At 62.6% G+C, this 17,597-nt stretch carries 12 protein-coding genes; 4 read left to right on the forward strand and 8 right to left on the reverse strand.

Features of this window, described 5'->3' with window-relative positions; genetic code table 11:
* The first annotated feature begins 9 nt into the window (after window positions 1-9).
* On the forward strand, window positions 10-1,749 hold the full coding sequence (locus tag NCS00_RS27310) for an ABC transporter substrate-binding protein (RefSeq protein WP_008346806.1): 1,740 nt from the start codon (window positions 10-12) through the stop codon (window positions 1,747-1,749).
* A gap of 382 nt (window positions 1,750-2,131) precedes the next feature.
* Here NCS00_RS27310 and NCS00_RS27315 read toward each other — a convergent pair whose 3' ends face one another.
* Together NCS00_RS27315 and NCS00_RS27320 are read right to left on the reverse strand one after the other, a co-directional pair.
* On the reverse strand, window positions 2,132-3,292 hold the full coding sequence (locus NCS00_RS27315) for an L-talarate/galactarate dehydratase (RefSeq protein ID WP_250441489.1): 1,161 nt from the start codon (window positions 3,290-3,292) through the stop codon (window positions 2,132-2,134).
* A 40-nt stretch (window positions 3,293-3,332) separates the two neighbouring features.
* A complete protein-coding gene (locus NCS00_RS27320) occupies window positions 3,333-4,658 on the reverse strand; it encodes an MFS transporter (protein WP_350029735.1) in 1,326 nt (441 codons plus the stop codon).
* Window positions 4,659-4,912: 254 nt separating this feature from the next.
* Here NCS00_RS27320 and NCS00_RS27325 point away from each other — a divergent pair, with 254 nt between their 5' ends.
* From NCS00_RS27325 to dctA, 3 genes are all read left to right on the forward strand, one after another.
* On the forward strand, window positions 4,913-5,959 hold the full coding sequence (locus tag NCS00_RS27325) for a LacI family DNA-binding transcriptional regulator (RefSeq protein ID WP_250437333.1): 1,047 nt from the start codon (window positions 4,913-4,915) through the stop codon (window positions 5,957-5,959).
* A 531-nt stretch (window positions 5,960-6,490) separates the two neighbouring features.
* Entirely contained in the window at window positions 6,491-7,456 is a 966-nt protein-coding gene (locus NCS00_RS27330) for a LysR family transcriptional regulator (protein ID WP_008346814.1), read from the forward strand.
* Complete coding sequence (gene dctA, locus NCS00_RS27335; protein WP_250441491.1) at window positions 7,453-8,763, forward strand: C4-dicarboxylate transporter DctA; 1,311 nt, start codon at window positions 7,453-7,455, stop codon at window positions 8,761-8,763. Before NCS00_RS27330 ends, dctA begins: the two co-directional genes overlap by 4 nt.
* Window positions 8,764-8,777: 14 nt before the next feature.
* On the opposite strand, the gene NCS00_RS27340 is transcribed toward dctA, so the two are convergent.
* The 6 genes from NCS00_RS27340 to NCS00_RS27365 form a co-directional block, all read right to left on the reverse strand.
* Window positions 8,778-9,560: a substrate-binding domain-containing protein gene (locus NCS00_RS27340; RefSeq protein WP_008346818.1), complete on the reverse strand. Its 783-nt coding sequence runs from the start codon at window positions 9,558-9,560 to the stop codon at window positions 8,778-8,780.
* A 50-nt stretch (window positions 9,561-9,610) separates the two neighbouring features.
* Entirely contained in the window at window positions 9,611-10,909 is a 1,299-nt protein-coding gene (locus NCS00_RS27345) for an MFS transporter (RefSeq protein WP_250441492.1), read from the reverse strand.
* Window positions 10,910-11,077: 168 nt separating this feature from the next.
* The gene (locus tag NCS00_RS27350; RefSeq protein ID WP_250441493.1) at window positions 11,078-13,777 is read right to left on the reverse strand and encodes a CoA-binding protein; all 2,700 of its coding nucleotides are present in this window, start codon (window positions 13,775-13,777) and stop codon (window positions 11,078-11,080) included.
* An 11-nt stretch (window positions 13,778-13,788) separates the two neighbouring features.
* Window positions 13,789-15,087 (reverse strand): ATP citrate lyase citrate-binding domain-containing protein, encoded by a 1,299-nt coding sequence (locus NCS00_RS27355; RefSeq protein ID WP_175943170.1) that lies wholly within the window; start codon window positions 15,085-15,087, stop codon window positions 13,789-13,791.
* Window positions 15,088-15,534: 447 nt separating this feature from the next.
* Complete coding sequence (locus NCS00_RS27360) at window positions 15,535-16,323, reverse strand: SDR family oxidoreductase (RefSeq protein WP_250441494.1); 789 nt, start codon at window positions 16,321-16,323, stop codon at window positions 15,535-15,537.
* A gap of 18 nt (window positions 16,324-16,341) precedes the next feature.
* Window positions 16,342-17,544 (reverse strand): alpha-hydroxy acid oxidase, encoded by a 1,203-nt coding sequence (locus NCS00_RS27365; protein WP_081851806.1) that lies wholly within the window; start codon window positions 17,542-17,544, stop codon window positions 16,342-16,344.
* Between the last annotated feature and the right edge of the window lie 53 nt (window positions 17,545-17,597).

Raw genomic sequence — 17,597 nt, forward strand, 5'->3', positions numbered from 1 at the left:
GAGAAGACCATGCATCAGAGGAGACGGATCGTCGCGCTGGCAGTGGCAAGTATCGTGTCGGGTGCCTTCGCGAACCAGGCTCTGGCGGGAACGCCCGAGGCGCAGAAATGGGTGGACAGCGAGTTTCAACCCAGCACGCTGTCGAAACAGCAGCAGATGGACGAGATGAAATGGTTCATCGATACCGCGGCGAAACTCAAGTCGCAGGGCGTCAAGGAGATTCATGTCGTGTCGGAAACCATCGACACGCACACCTACGAATCGAAAACGCTAGCGAAAGCGTTCAGCGAAATCACCGGCATTCAGGTGAAGCACGACATCATTCAGGAAGGGGACGTCGTCGAGAAATTGCAGACCTCGATGCAATCCGGCCAAAGCATTTACGACGGCTGGATTTCGGACTCGGACCTGATCGGCACGCACTATCGCTATGGCGTGATCGTTCCGCTATCCGATTACATGGCGGGCGAAGGCAAGGAATACACGAACCCTGGTCTTGACCTGAAAGATTTCATCGGCACGAGCTTTACGACCGCGCCGGACAAGAAGCTCTATCAGCTTCCCGACCAGCAGTTCGCGAACCTTTACTGGTTCCGCGCGGACTGGTTCGCACGCAAGGACTTGCAGGACAAGTTCAAGGCGAAATATGGCTACGAACTCGGCGTGCCGGTCAACTGGTCCGCGTATGAAGACATCGCCGAGTTCTTTACGAACGACGTGAAAACCATCGACGGAGAAAAGGTCTACGGCCATATGGATTACGGCAAGAAAGACCCGTCGCTCGGCTGGCGCTTCACGGACGCGTGGCTTTCCATGGCGGGCGAAGCCGACAAGGGCATTCCGAACGGCATGCCCGTCGACGAATGGGGCATCCGCGTGACGCCTGATGGCTGTCATCCGGTAGGCGCGTCGGTATCGCGCGGCGGCGGCACTAATAGCCCGGCAGCGGTCTACGCGACGACCAAATACATCGACTGGCTCAAGAAATATGCGCCACCGGAAGCGTCGGGCATGACCTTCAGCGAAGCGGGCCCGGTGCCCGCGCAGGGACGCATCGCGCAACAGGTGTTCTGGTACACCGCGTTCACGGCGTCGATGCTCAAGCCGGGCAACGTCACGAATGCGGATGGCACGCCGAAGTGGCGCATGGCGCCCTCCCCGCACGGCGCCTACTGGAAGGAGGGCATGCAAAACGGGTATCAGGACGTCGGCTCATGGACCTTCTTCAAGTCGACGCCGCCGAATCAGCGCGCTGCCGCGTGGCTATACGCGCAGTTCGTGACGTCGAAGAGCGTGTCGCTCAAGAAGTCGATTGTCGGCCTCACGTTCATTCGCGACTCCGACATTCATAGCGACTACTTCACGAAGAACGCGGATAAATACGGCGGCTTGATCGAGTTCTATCGCAGCCCGGCGCGCGTCGCGTGGACGCCGACCGGCAACAACGTGCCCGACTATCCGAAGATGGCGCAACTCTGGTGGAAGAACGTCGGCACTGCTGTCGCCGGTGAGAAGACGCCGCAGGCTGCGATGGATAACCTGGCGAAGGAAATGGACCAGGTGTTGTCCCGTTTGCAGCGGGCGGGGATGAAGGTTTGCGCGCCGGAGCTGAATGCGCAGAGCGATCCGTCGAAGTGGCTGTCCGACCAGCACGCGCCGTGGAAGGCGCTTGCCAATGAGAAGCCGAAGGGGGAAACGGTGAAGTATGAGCAACTGCTGTCGGCGTGGAAGGCGGGTAAGGTGCGGTAGGGGTTTTGGTTTTTGGATTGGCGGCACTTGGTTGTGCCGCCTTTTTTGTGGGTTGCTGGACGGGCGCGGTGGGCTGGAAGCAGCAGCGACGATTCGATGCGGATGCAATCTCTGACGGCCCTTGATGACCATCAGCCGAAATTCGCGGATTACCGCCTCGTTGTTCTGCTACGACCGTGGTCCGAAGGGCTGAAGCCGACCCCTTTCCGCCATTGAGACGGTTGGTCTATGACTGGCTGCTGATGGGCCGGGTACGGCCTATCGTGGAGACCTCGGACGGGTCTTTCGCGCGCTCCTGACAAACTGATCGGGAGCGTCCGAACCTCTCCCAAGCACCTTCCCAGCGACGAGCGGCCATGTCGCCTTGATTGACGGCCTTGCGTCAGCCGCGTACACCGACTTCCGCCTCTTGAGCCGTCCAGCCTGCTACGCGGTCGCTCAGTGTGAGCCCCAGGCCCGGTCGTGTCGGAACCAACATCCGGCCGTCACGCGTCTCCAGCTTCTCGTTGAACAGCGGCTCAAGCCATTCGAAATGTTCGACCCAGGGTTCACGGGAATAACAAGCCGCGAGATGCACGTGCAATTCCATCGCGAAGTGCGGCGCCAGCATCAGCCCCGCGTGATCAGCCAACGTCGCGACCTTCAAGAATGGCGTAATGCCGCCGACACGCGGCGCGTCCGGCATCAGGTAATCCGCGCCGCGCTGACGGATGAACTCCCAGTGCTCGGATACGCTCGTCAACATTTCGCCGGTTGCGATCGGCGTATCGAACTGGGCAGCCAGCGCAGCGTGACCTTCCGCGTCATAGCAATCGAGCGGCTCCTCGATCCAGATCAAATTGAACTGCTCGAAGGTGCGGCACATACGTTGAGCGGTCGGCCGGTCCCACTGCTGATTGGCATCCACCATCAACGGAAAGGCGTCACCCAAATGCTTGCGCACCGTCTGGACCCGGCGAATGTCAATCGCACAGTCTGGTTGCCCGACCTTGAGCTTGATCCCGCCGATTCCCTTCTCGCGCGAGGCGTCGGTGTTGACAAGCAACTGATCGAGTGGCGTGTGAAGGAACCCGCCCGAGGTGTTGTAGCAACGCACCGAATCGCGGTGGGCGCCGAGGAGCTTGGCAAGCGACAGATTCGCGCGTTTGGCCTTCAGGTCCCACAGGGCAACGTCGAACGCGCCGATCGCCTGTGCCGCCATGCCACTGCGCCCTACCGATGCCCCTGCCCACGCCAGCTTGTCCCACAATCGAGCGATGTCACTCGGGTCTTCGCCGATGAGCACAGGAGCGATCTCCTTCGCATGCGCGAACTGGCCAGGGCCACCGGCACGCTTTGAATAACTGAAGCCGAGCCCGCGATGACCGTCTGCCGTCTCGATTTCGACAAACAGAATGGCGATCTCTGTCATCGGCTTCTGCCGACCCGTCAGGACTTTGGCGTCGCTGATCGGGTTGGCGAGCGGAAGAAACGTGGATGCAACGCGAATCCACTTGATCGAGTCGTTCGACGGTCCAGCGATGAGCGAAGATGTGGCATTCATGGGAGGGGCTCCTTGCGATAAGGTGTTGGGAGGCGGCGACTCAGTGGCCGTGGCGCGGTTTGAGGGAGGCGGTGGCGCTCTTGCGCGATCCGTCGCCTTCGTCGTCGGTTTCCAGACGCTGGAGTTTTCCGACGATCAGCAGGTATGAGCACGCGCCAAGCAGCGACAGCGCACCGATGTAAGTCAGCGCGACTTCAAACGACCCGGTGCTCTTGATCATCCAGCCGATCGCAAGCGGCGTAACGATGCTCGCGAGATTGCCGCACAGGTTGAAGATTCCGCCGCTGATGCCCATCGCGCGCTTGGGTGAAACGTCGCCGACAATGCACCAGCCCAAATTGCCGACGCCCTTGGCGAAGAACGCAATCGACATGACGAGAATCACAATCGTCGTCGAATGCACATAGTTGGCAACCACGATCGTGCTCGACAGAACGAGGCCGCAGATGATCGGGGTCTTCCGAGAGGCGGTGAGACTGAAACCGCGTTTAAGCATCCAGTCGGACCAGAGGCCACCGACAAGCCCGCCCACGCAACCTGCCACTGCCGGCAGCGCCGCCACCATGCCGACCTTAAGGATCGACATGCCTTTCGCTTCGATCAGGTAGGTCGGGAACCACGTCAGGAAGAACCAGGTGATCGACGTCAGACAGAACTGGCCGATATAGATGCCTATCATCATGCGGTTCGCAGCGATTGCCCTCACCTGTTTCCACTTGAACGGCTGCGGGCTGTCGCCGATGGTCGGCAGACCACCGCCTGCCGCGATGTACTCAAGTTCGGCCGCACTCACGCGATGATCGCGCTGTGGTTCCCGCACCGACCTGAGCCACCAGAATCCTAGAAGAACGCCCACAGCGCCGGTCGTGTAGAAGACGTAATGCCAACCCCACATGCTCACGGTGTACGTCATGACCGGCGTGAACACTGCGAGCGCGAAGTACTGTGCCAATTGGAACACCGACGTCGCGAGACCGCGCTCGGCGCTCGGGAACCACATGACGGTAAGACGACTGTTGCACGGGAACGCCGGCGATTCCGCGATTCCCATCAGGAAGCGCAAGGCAAAGAGCGCCACGAATGCTGACGCAAACAGATGAACGAAACCCTGGGCGAACGTCAGTGCCGACCACAGAATCAGACTGATGCCGAGCACGGTCCGGGCGCCGAAACGGTCAAGAATGAGACCGCCGGGAATCTGCATCGCGGTGTAGGCCCAGCCGAACGCCGAGAAGGCAACGCCCATTGTCAACGCGTCGAAACCGAGGTCGTGGCGCATGCTCGGCGCGGCGATCGATAACGTCGCGCGGTCTACATAGTTGAAAACCGTAACGATGAAAATGATCGCGAGAATGAACCACCGCACTCGCGTGCGCTTGCCATTGTCTGGAATGCTGCTCCGAGTAACCACTGCCGCCTCCGTTTGTCTCGACGGTCGGCGCTCAGTCGCCGCACCGAGCGCCGTGTCTCGTCATGATTGCGCAATCATGTTCGCTCATTGATTGCGCAACCATTGTCGTTTACCCTTGCGGCATGGGCCTGCTTGCGTTTCCGCATGGGTTCGATGCGGTTCGTGGTCTAATGCTGTTGCGCACTAATCGTTAGATCCAGTACTCTGAAATGGCCAAGAAAAGCGATAACCGGCAAACGACCGAAGCGGGCGTGCTCCAGAGCGTGACGCTTATCGATGTGGCAAGGGTGGCGGGCGTTGCGCCGATGACAGTCTCCCGTGCCCTTCATCGGCCGGAACTCGTTCGTAGCGACACCCAGAAGAAAGTGCTTGAAGCGGTCCAGGCCACCGGGTACGTGCCCAACATGCTTGCGGGCGGACTGGCCAGCAGCAAAAGCCGGCTGGTCGCCATCCTGTTGCCGACCATCGCAAGTTCTATCTTTGCGGAGACCGTGCAGTCGCTCGTCGACAAATTGACCGCGTCGGGTTATCAGACGCTTTTGGGTCTCACCGCTTACTCGACAGCTCGCGAAGAAGCCTTAGTCGAAGCGATTCTCGGCAGGCGGCCTGATGGGATCGTGCTCGCCGGTACAAGCCATACCAAGGCGACAGTCGAGCGGCTCGTCAAAGCCAAGATTCCGGTCGTCGAAATCTGGGATCTCACCAACAAACCGATCGACACCGTCATTGGCTTCTCGCACGAAGAAGTAGGCAAGCAAGTCGCGCGGCACCTTCTCGCGAAAGGTTATAAGCGCTTCGGCGTCGTTTCCATCGATGATCCGCGAGGTTTGCGCCGCTGCAGGAGCCTGATCGCCGAACTCGCGAAACACGGCATTGGCAAAGCTACGTTCGCGATCCTCCCTGCACCGGCCACCGTGCAAAGGGGGCGCGAAGGCGCGGCCCGTCTGTTCGATGAGACGCCGCCGGAAATCGTCGTATGCAGTTCCGATACGCTCGCGCAGGGGGTGCTTGCCGAAGCAGCCAGTCGGAAAATGAGCGTACCTGAGCAGATTGCTGTGATGGGCTTCGGGGATCTAAGCTCTGCCGCGCACATCTATCCTTCTCTTTCGACAGTGCGAGTCGAAGGCGCCGTCATCGGCGTGAAAGCGGCCGAATCATTACTGTCGCGCTTTGCGCAAAGCTCGGCAGCCGGGCATCAGCCTGTGCACGTCAAGATCGATACTGGCTTCACCATAATCGACCGTCAAAGCACCTAGACGTCTACCAGCCGGGGGTAGCCGCATCGCTAACCCTTCCATGGCCGAAAGTCATCCGACGCGCGACGCAATCGTCAAATCCTCTAAGCGGGCTCCATCGCCCTGGCTTGATGTCGCTAGTCGATGTATTTCGGACGCTGGAATGTCTCGCCGCTTCTGCGAGCGAAGGCCCTTCATGGCCGATAAGCCCCCTTCGAACCAACTTCCGACTCTGATCGACCCGCTTGCTCACTGCACGCTTTTTTGCCCAAACCTCCGCCGTGCGGTCGGGGTTGTAACGATCGACGTCTAGTGCCGAGAGACCCGCCCACCCGCTCCCTGCCGCTTGAAAACGCGCGCCGATCGACAACCGGAAAATAGCATCGAACGCATCAATCGTTATCCGCTCGCCATCATCTCCGGCTCACGGCTTCGCGAAGCCCCACCGCCACCCTCGTCCGACCAGACCAAGATCACAACCCGCCCCCACAAATAGCCGCCCCCCTCCGCGTAATGCACAATATCGGCATCTAAGAACGCGGAGAATGGCCCGTGGGCGTCAACTTCGACCTCAACGACTTGCAGGCATTCAGAGCCGTGGTGGAACTGGGCAGCTTCCGAAAGGCAGCCGAGGCGGTGAACATATCCCAGCCGGCTTTGAGCCGCCGGATCGACAAGCTGGAGGAAGCGCTCGGCGTGCGTCTCTTCGAACGCACCACGCGCAGCGTGACGCTCACGACTGTCGGCCGCGCCTTCGCGCCGAGCGCGGAGCAGCTGCTGGACGATCTCGATGTCGCCCTGCTCGGCATCCGCGATGTCTCATCGAGCCGATTGGGTCACGTAACCATTGCCTGTGTGCCATCCGTGGCCTACTACTTTCTGCCAAGCGCGGTTGCGAGCTTCCATCGCCGTTTTCCGCGCATCCGGGTGAAACTGCTCGATGCGAGCGCGAACGAAGTGCTCTCCGCCGTCATCAGCGGCGAGGCCGATTTCGGCGTCAGCTTCATGGGAAGCCAGGAGTCCGAGGTCGACTTCAAAGTGCTGCTGCAGGAGCAGTTCGTTGCGGCTTGCCGTCGTGACCACCCGCTCGCGCGCAAGAAACGCGTGACCTGGAACGAGCTCTACGAACACGAATACGTATCCGTGGACAAGACGTCCGGCAATCGCCTGTTGCTCGATCAGGCTCTTTCGGCCGTATCGCCGCGCGCGCCCAGCGTGTGCGAAACACGTCACGTCACGACCATGCTCGGTCTCGTCGAAGCGGGCCTCGGCGTCGCCGCCGTACCGTCGATGGCCATGCCCGGACGCAATCATCACATCCTCACGAGTGTGCCGCTGGTCGACCCCGTCGTGAAGCGACGAGTGGGAATCGTGAGACGCCGCGGGCGTACGCTGACGCCGGCCGCGCAGGAGTTTCATCAAACGATTCTGGATATGAGAGGCGATGTCAGGAGCAGCGGCACATTAACCGACGACGTCGCTCCAAAAGCGCGCCCGAGCAGGAAGCCCGCGTCGTGAGGGTGGCGAGAACGCTCCGTTTGCTCTATGTGCAGGTCGTGCTCGGCATGTTGCTCGGCATGGCGCTCGGGCACTTCTGGCCGCAAGCCGGCTCGCTTCTCAAGCCTGTCAGCGACGGTTTCGTCGGCCTCGTCAGGATGATGATCACGCCGATCGTCTTCTGCACGATCGTCTCCGGGATCACGTCTGTCGCGAGCGGAAAGGCCATCGGGCGCGCAATCTTCCGGGCGTTGGGACTCTTCTATTTTCTGACTGCCGTGGCGCTCGCGCTGGGACTCGTCACGGCCTTTCTGATGCGGCCCGGCGCGGGCATGCATATCGACGCCCGAAGTCTCGATACGACGATCATCGCGCAGTATGTGAAGCAGGCGCATCCGGATGGTCTCGTCGCCTTTGCACTGAACGTCATCCCCGAAACGATGCTCGGCGCCTTCGAGAAGGGCGAGGTGCTGCCGGTGCTGCTGCTCTCGCTGCTATTCGGCTTTGCACTGAATCTGCATCCCGGCGCAGGCAGGCCCGTGCTCGCGCTCATCGATGGCATCGCCCAGGCGCTGTTTCCCATCCTCGCGATGATCATGCGGCTCGCGCCGCTCGGCGCATTCGGCGCGATGGCTTTCACGGTGGGCCGCTTCGGGATTCACTCGGTCGGCTCCCTCGGCATGTTGATGGTGTCGTTCTACGTGGCATGCGTGCTGTTCGTCGCGCTCGTCCTCGCTGCGCTTGCGCGCTTGCACGGCTTCGCGCTTTGGCGGCTCTTGCGTTATCTGCGCGAGGAATTGCTCATCGTACTGGCGACTTCGTCGACGGAACCGGTGTTGCCGCGCCTCATCACCAAGCTGGAGATGCTCGGCTGCGACAAGGGCGTCGTCGGACTCGTGCTGCCCGCGGGCTATTCGTTCAATCTCGACGGCACCGCGATCTATCTGACGCTTGCTTCCATGTTCATCGCGCAGGCGTGCGACGTCTCGCTTTCCGCGCCGCGGATCGCGATGATGCTCGCGGTCATGCTGCTCACGTCCAAAGGCGCGGCGGGCGTGTCCGGGAGCGGCCTGGTGGCGCTCGTCGCGACGCTGACGGTGATTCCGGATCTTCCCGTCGCCGGCGTGGCGCTATTGGTGGGCATCGACCGCTTCATGTCCGAAGCGCGCGCGCTCACGAGCGTCATCAGCAACGCGTGCGCGGTGATCTTCGTTTCGATGTGGGAAGGCGCTTGCGATCGCGCGCGCCTCGCCCGGATGCTGCGCGCGCCGGCGCCGGGCGACGCCGACGGCGCAGAGGACCACGCGAGCAGCACCTCGAGAAGTTGACGGCGAAGGCTGTATCAATGCGCGGCGACGCTATCGAGTCCCGTCGATTTCACATCTGCCTGAACGCCGGGCGATGCCAGATAGTCGAGGAGCGCCTTCGCTTCCTTCGGATGCTGTGCGCTCACGGGAATGCCAGCGGCAAAACGCGTGACGGACTGCAAAGACTCGGGAATCTTTCCGACGAAGGTCGCGCCCGTGACCGGCAGCAACTCGCTCACCTGCTGAAAGCCGATCTCGTAATCGCCGTTCGCGACGACCGAGGCCACCGGTATGCGCGGGATCATCTTCGCCTTGGGCTTGACCTGATCCTCGATGCCGAGCTTCGTGAACAGCTCCCGCTCGATATAGACACCGCTCGCGCTGTCCGAGTAGGCGATCGACTTGGCATGCAGCAGCGTCTGCCGGAGGCCTTCCGCCGAGCTGATGTCGGGCTTGGCCGCACCGTCGCGCACGACCATGCCGATGCGCGAGTCCGCCAGTTCCACGCGCGATCCGGGCACGACCTTGCCCTGCTTGATCAGCTCGTCGAGCGCGTATCCGACCATGATGACGGCGTCGGCCGGCTCGCCCCGTTCGAGACGGTTGGGAATGGCTTCGGGCGATTTGCCCATCGACGGACCCAGCGCCGTGTCGAGCGTGTTGCCCGTCTCGGACGCGAACCTCGGACCGAGCACCTTGTACGCCGCGGTAAAGCCACCCGAGCTCATGACGTGCAGGTCGGCGGCCTGCACGCTGAACGCAACGGCCGAGGTGGCGATGAGCGCAGCCGCGCATAGTTTCGGAAGCAGATTTTTCATGATCGGAGTCGTGTAGGGTTCGATAGACGCTTGGCGCAACGAGCGACGCGTCAGTGCGCCGGAGTCAGCGTCGCCGCACGCCGGCGATAGAGCGCGAACGTCGCCAGAAGCGCGCAGCCGGCGGCGAAGCTCATCCAGTATCCGGGCGCGGCCTTGTCGCCGGTCATGTGAATGAGCGCCGTCGAGATGGCCGGCGTGAAGCCGCCGAACACCGCCGTCGCAAGGCTGTAAGCAAGCGAAAAGCCCGCCACGCGCACCTGAACCGGCATCACCTCGGTCAGCGCGACGACCATCGCGCCGTTATACATGCCGTACATGAACGAGAGCCAAAGCAGCACGAGCAGCATGTTGATAAAGCTCGGCGCGTGGGCGAGTATCGACAGCGCGGGGTATGCGGTTGCGATAGCGAGCACCGTCATGCCGACGAGCAGCGGCCTGCGGCCGATCTTGTCCGAGAGCGCCCCGCCGATCGGCAGCCACACGAAGTTCGACACGGCCACGCACAAGGTCACGAGGAGACTATCCGCCGTGCTCAGATGCAGGACCGTCTTGCCGAAAGTCGGCGCATAGACCGTGATGAGATAGAAGCTCGAGGTGGTCATCGCCACCAGCATCATGCCGGCGATCACGACGGCCCAGTTCTGGGCCAGCGTGCGGAACACTTCCTTCATGCTCGGGCGATGCTGGCGTGCCTTGTATTCCTGCGTTTCTTCCAGATTGCGACGCAGCATGAAGATGAACGGCACGATCATGCAGCCGACGAAGAACGGCACACGCCATCCCCAACTCGCGATGGCCGTGGTGTCGAGGAATTGGTTGAGCGCGAAGCCGAGCGCCGCGGCCACGACGATCGCGACCTGCTGGCTCGCGGACTGCCAGCTCGTGAAGAAGCCCTTGCGGCCGGGCGTGGCCATCTCGGCGAGATAGACCGATACGCCACCCAGTTCGGCGCCCGCGGAGAACCCCTGCAGCAGACGTCCGACGAGCACGAGCGCGGGGGCCAGAAGACCGATCGTCGCGTATCCCGGCACGAATGCGATCAGGATGGTGCCGCTCGCCATGATGGAAAGCGTGACGATCAGGCCCTTGCGGCGGCCGACATCGTCGATGTACGCGCCGAGCACGATCGCGCCCAGCGGACGCATCAGGAATCCGGCGCCGAAGACCGCGAACGTCATCATCAGCGAAGCGAATTCACTCGATGCCGGAAAGAACACGCCGGCGATTTGCGTCGCGTAGAAGCCGAACAGAAAGAAGTCGAACTGCTCCAGGAAATTGCCGGCCGTTACGCGGAAAACCGCCGCAGCCTTGGAATGTCCCGGCGAAAGGGTGGAAGGTGAGGGATGCATCGATGTGTCTCCTGAAGTCCCGAAATTTGCGGAGTGTCCGCTCTTGTCTTTCGGGAATGATGGCGCGTCGCCATCAAAACGATAAGTGCAATGTTCTGAACGATTGATGTCCTATGGTTATCAATCGCCGGAAACGGTCGGCTCGGCCGACCTCCCGGATGTCGGCGCTCAGGCCACGAAACGGCACTGTGAAGCGGGCGTGCGCGTGTCCATGTTTCGACCGCGGTTCAGGTGATCGTCGATTTCCGCGGCGCAACCGAGCATGCGCGGATACAGAAAGATCGTGAACGCAGCGGTTTCGAGATCCGCCTCGCTGAATGCGCCGCGTTTGAGCGGTTGCCACAGCATTTTCAGCAGCAGCGCGGCGATCACGGCATCGACATTGACGCAGTAGACGTTGCGCGAGACGCCCGCGTCGAACAAGGCCTGCACCAGCGCGCGGTAATACGCATGAAACGCGTTGTACTCGCCTCGCGCCTCGTACAGATCTGCGATGAACACCTCGCGCGGATCGTGATTCACCGGCTTGTCCTTGAAAACCGGGTGATTGACGCCCGGCAGCTTGGCGATGTCGAGGCTGCCGGCCTGCTTCTGGCTCGCCTTGTAGCGCGCGTAATGCTCGACGGAACGGCGCGCGAGCGCGTCGAGATCGACGCCGTGATGCGGGTCCGCGGGATCGTCGAGGGCGCTGTCGCGAAACGCATCGTTGAGAAAGGCGATGCCTTCGTAGCCATTGCCGCCGTGCGTATAGCCGGTGTGCGTCAGAAAACCCGTCAACGCCTTGTTCAGTTGCACGCGTTCGGGTGATTCGGGGCCATCGGCGGATACCGCACCCTTCGCGCCTTGCGCCGAGATCGCACCCGGTCCGTTCGTGAGCAGCAATCCGGTCAGCGTCCTGAAAGCGAACAGGTCGTCGGCGGACGGTTCGAGGCCGAGCAGCGCCGCGAACGCAATCTCCGTCAGCGAGCGCTCGCCGAGCAACGCCTCGGTGGAAACATCGCAGAAGCTGTCGGGACGATGGCGCGACGCGTCCGCCGAAGCGCCGATCAGCGTGCCGAACAGCTTCGTCCACCACGGCAGACTCTCCGCCGTCAGACGCGAGATGCGCTTGCGCATGAGCGGGCCCCAGGCGAGTGTCGTCGTGATCGCCGCGAGCACGGCGTCCGCGCGCGGATGGCCCGGGCCGCTGGCAATCCATCGCACGAATACGGAATTCACGCCACGGGCGGCGAGACCGGCGAGCATGGCTTCGGCCTTCGGATCCGGTTCCTCGCAGAACAGTGCCGCGCTACCCTCGGTGTCGATCGCGTCGATGTGGAAATCGCGATCGAATGCGTCGACGAGTCTTGCTGCGGCGAACCGGTCGATCATCAGCTTGGCCGCCTCGCGCGCCGCGCGCTGGCGATTCGGCCCGACGATGGCGGCAGCAGCCGCGAGCACGGCATTGGGCGCATTGCCGGCCTCGCGCGCCGCCTGCGCCGCCGCCAGTTCGGGCGTGCCGTACAGGTTGACCGCCGCGCCGACCGCGACGTCGATCAGTTTCTCATCGTTCGCGCCGCCGAACTCGTGCAGCAGCGCGAGGCACACGTTCGCTTCGAAGGAATGCGTCGACGCGTCGAGCATCGATACGCCGTGCAGGCTGCTCACCTGAGTCTTCGCATCCATCTGCGAGGCGCCCGATGCGTCCTTCAACGGCTGCCGCGGCGGAATCGCGCCGATCTGGTCGTTCACCCGCGCGACTTGTTCGTCATAGGGCGCGACGGCTTTCACGACCGCAAGCGCGAGATCGTCGGGCAAATCGAGCCCCTGATCGGAGCCGAACCACGGCTTGAGCGCGAGGCTGCCTTCGGGCTCGAAGTCGGGCATCGTCGCGTTCGCCCGCATCACCGCCGTGAGCGCGGCGGGAATATGCGCGATGTTCGTCACCACCGCACCCTTCGCCGAGCAGCATGGATCGCCGGGCGTGAAAAGCCTTTCGACGCCGAATTTCTCCTTGAACCAGCGTTCCTTCGCGAGCGCATCGTCGGCGCCGCCCGCCATCGCGCCAGCATGTCCCACCGCGCGCGTCAGACGGCTTTTCCAGCGGCCCACCACGCACGCGACCACGGGCTTCGTGAAGTCCGCGTCGGCTTCGTAATAGCCGCCGGGCTCGCAGTACAGCACGGCAGCCTTGCTGCGCGCATCGTTTGCGAGCGCGAAGGCGAATTCCGGCGCGGCATAGTGGATGTAGACATCCTTCCCGCTGGAAATGACCGTCGAGGTGCCCCAGCCGCTCATGCGCAGGTATTGCGCAATCGTTGTGCTGAAGCCGCCGGAATTCGAGAAGATCGCGATCGATCCCTGGCGCAAGGTCGCGCCCGGATCGTCGCCGCCGAGCGCGCCACCGATGCGTACGCGTTGCCACGAGTCCGCGACGCCCAGCCCGTTCGCGCCGAAGATGTCGATGCCCGCCTGCTGACCCATCGCGCGAATCTCACGCGCATCGTGCACGGCGATCTTCTCCGTGATGATGAAGATCTTGCGCAGATCCGGATTCACGCGGATCAGTTCGGCCACGCCGTCGCGCGCGGCCGAAGGCGGCAGATAGACGACGCCGCAGTTGAACCGATGTCCGGCTTCCAGCCCTTCTCGCACGTTGTTGAAGACCGGAATGTCGCCCGCGGGCGTCGCAAGCATCTGTCCGCCTTTGCCGGGCGCCGTGCCGAAGACGACATTCGCGCCCGAGAAAGCGTGGCTCACCGGCGTCACGTCCGATGATTCGCCGCCCAGGATGTTGAGCACGCAGACGCGGTCTTCGCGCGTCGCGATATCCGCCAGCGACTGTATGCCGACGAAGTATTTGAAACGACTATTGCCTTGCTTGTGCATGTCCGATCTCCTCAAGCCGATGCCGTATGCGATTGCGCGTCGCGCGCGCCGATGCGCGCCGCAACTTGCGCGCGTCCGCCCGATTGCATCCATGTATCCGCACGGCGCGCGTACTGGATCACCTCGCTGATGTCGGAGTCGAAACCGAAAAGGCGATACGGCAGGCCGAGCGAGTCGCAGGTGTCGCGCAGCGCGGACATGCCGCGCACGAGGTTCGGGCCGCCGCGTCCGAGCACGACATAGAGCGGCGTCGGTCCGTGCTCGCTGAAGTGCTCGCGCAGCGCATCGGCCATCGCGCGCAGGGTTTCGAAGATGTCGGTGTTGTTGGACTTGCCGCCGATGATGAACAGCACATTCGACTGCTTCAGCCAGTGCCGGAAGCAGATGCGCGCCACTTCCTTCATCTTTTCGTAGGGCGGATTGCCGCCGAAGTCCGACGAGATGATGGCCGCATCGCCGAGCATTTCCGTGACGAGCGAGTTCGCGCCGCCGCCGAAGGTGGGCGCGAGGATCGTGCCCTTGTCGTTGATCACGTAGACATCGCTTTGACCCTGGTGGGTGCGCAACTGGTTGATCTCCTGTTCGAAATCCGAGTAGTCGGCGGCGAACAGATGCGGGGGCAGGCCGAGCCGCGAGAAGCGCGGATCGTCGCGATCGAATCCGCACTTGAAGTCGCACGCGACGGGCGTGAGACGTCCCTTCTTGTCCTCGCGCATGCGGATCGGGTTGAGTTCGAGCGTCGTCATCCCGAAGTCGTGGAACAACTCCCAGAGCTTCGGCAACTGCTGCACGAGCGGCGAGATGATTTCGCGCGGCGCGCCGATCTCGCTCAGCGCATTCGCCACGACGAACGCCTTCAATCCGGTCAGCGCATCGAACGGCACCATCGCGACGTGCTTCGGATCGACTTCCTCGATGTCCATGCCGCCCATGTGCGAAAGCGTCATCGTCGGCGCGCGGAAACGCGTGGAATCGGTGATCGAAAAGTAGACCTCGTGCTTGGCCGGCACGCCCGCTTCGAACGTCACGCCGTTCGCCTTGGCTTTCACATGGCCTACGGCGTGTTCGGCGAAGTACAGTCGTTCCTTTTCGGCGAGCGCCGTCTTGAGATCCGTGGCGCGGCCGAGCAAGCCCGCTTTGCCCTTCTTGCCCACACCGCCCTTGAACACCGGCTTGATGAATATCTGCCCGTGACGGTCGATGAGCGACTTGATCTCTTCTTCGCTGGCGCCCGGGCCCAGCACTTCGCTGGACGGAAAGCCGACGAATTGCAGCAGGCGCGAGCCGTGCAACATTCCGGTGATCTGCATGTGACGTGTCTCCTGATTTGAGCAATGACGAATGAAGCGGATACTGGAAGTGCATCGACTCGCTGCGGCAGGCGCGAGATGCACCGCTGCCGTAGACGCGCTCGAAAGCGGCGGCAGGATTCAAGTAGCGAGGTGGGTTACGCGAGATGGGCGTCGACGACTCTTGACGGCAGCCCTGAACGGGCGTGCACCGGGATGCAGCGAAACGCTGTGCTGCGCTTCGTGCCTGTCTCCGACGCGTTCTCTTTTATGAACGTCTTGAGACCAGATACTTGCGCAAGAAGGCTGAAACAAGAAGTGCAATTTTTCGAAGCATTGATGTTCAAACGTTATCAATGCCGAAAAAGGCGGCGACTGGACGACGCGTTGCACGCCGGTAACGCCGCCTGATTTTGGCGCTCGGAGAAGAACGCCGCTCGTGACTGACGGCCGCGATGAAACGATCCGTCAGAACGTCCCGGGAAACGAGCCCCCATCCATCAGGATGTTTTGACCGGTCAGGTAGCCCGCGTGTCCGCTGCACAGGAAAGCGCACATCGCGCCGAACTCCTGCGCCGTGCCGAATCTCCCTACCGGTATTGCCTGACGTTTCGCTTCGAGCACAGCGTCATACGCCTTGCCCTGCGCGGTAGCGGCCGCTTGGGTGGACTGCTTCAGGCGGTCGGTATCGAACAAGCCCGGCAGCAGATCGTTGATGGTCACGTTATGCTCCGCGATCCGTTTCTGCCGGGCCAGACCCGCGACGAAGCCGGTCAGGCCGGAACGCGCGCCGTTGGACAGCCCGAGCACATCGATGGGCGCCTTCACCGCACCCGACGTGATGTTGACGATCCGGCCGAAGCCTCGCTCGGCCATCGCATCGACGGTGGCGCGCATCAGTTCGATGGCCGTCAGCATGTTCGCATCGAGCGCCGCGATCCAGTCGTCTCGGGTCCAGTCGCGAAAATCGCCCGGCGGCGGGCCGCCCGCATTGTTGATCAGGATGTCGATGCGAGGCGCCGCGCTCAGTGCCCGCTCCCGACCGGCGCTCGTCGTGATATCGCCTGCCACCGCGATCACCTGAACGCGGGGATTCAGTTGCCGAAGCCCGGCTGCCGTCGATTCGAGCGCGTCCTCGCCGCGCGCCGTCACCACGACGTTGACGCCTTCAGCGACCAGCGCTTCGGCGCAGCCCTTACCCAGCCCCTTGCTCGCGGCGCAAACGAGCGCCCATTTACCCTCGATTTGCAGATCCATTGCGCGTCCAACCTCCAATCAAATGACAGATTCTTCTCGTTGAGTCATGGCCCCGGCCGTGCGCGCGCGGAAAGCCTGTGCAACACGCGGCTCGTGAAAGTTGTGCGGCCCGATCTCCTCGATCGACCGGACGCCGGTCAGCGCCATCGTCACGTCGAGTTCGTTCCGCACAATCTCGAGCATGCGCGCGACGCCGGGTTCGCCCATCGCGCCGAGGGCATACATGAAGGCTCGGCCGACCATCGTGCCCTTCGCGCCCAGCGCGAGCGCCTTCATCACATCCTGGCCGGTGCGGATGCCGCCATCGACCCACACTTCAGTGGCGTCGCCCACGGCATCCACCACGGCGGGCAAGGCCTCGACCGTCGACGGCGCGCCGTCGAGCTGCCGTCCGCCATGATTGCTGACGACGATGGCATCGGCGCCCAGCGAAGCCGCCATGCGCGCATCCTCGGCGCACATGATGCCCTTGAGCACCAGCTTGCCGGGCCAGAGACTGCGGATATGCGCGATGTCGTTCCAGTCGAGGCTCGGATCGAATTGCGATGCGACCCACTTGCTGATCGCGATCACATCGTCACCGCCCTTGATAAAGCCGGCGAGATTGCCGAAGTTGCGTCTGCCCGAAGCGGCGCGCATCACCCAGCCCGGCTTGCGCAGAAAATCAAGCAGGTTCGCCGCCGTCAGGCGAGGCGGCACGGTCATGCCGTTCTTGAGATCCTTGTGACGCTGCCCGTTGATCTGCAGATCGAGCGTGACCACCAGCGCCGAACAACCGGCGGCCTTCGCGCGCTCGATCAGCGACTGGTTGAAGCCACGGTCGCGCATTACGTAGAGCTGAAACCAGAACGGCGCCTTCGTATGAGCCGCAACGTCCTCGATCGAACAGATGCTCACGGTCGAGAGCGTGAACGGCACGCCGAAGCGCTCGGCCGCGCGCGCACCCAGGATCTCGCCGTTGGCCCATTGCATGCCCGTCAGTCCGGTCGGTGCGATGGCCACGGGCATTGCGACCCGCTGTCCGAGCATCGTGCTTGCGGTGCTGCGCCCTTCCACGTTCACGCCCACGCGTTGCTTGAGCGTCAGCCGGGCGAACGCGCGACCGTTCTCGCGATAAGTCGATTCGGTGTACGAGCCACTATCGACGTAATCGTAGAACGCCTTGGGCACCCGCTTTTTCGCCATGAGGCGAAGGTCTTCGACACACGTTACTGTTTGCATTGAAGCTCGAACTCCGACAGAAGATCTTTTCAAACGACACGCAACGCCGGCAT

The organism is Caballeronia sp. AZ1_KS37 (assembly GCF_023631165.1).
Classification (GTDB): Bacteria; Pseudomonadota; Gammaproteobacteria; order Burkholderiales; family Burkholderiaceae; genus Caballeronia; species Caballeronia zhejiangensis.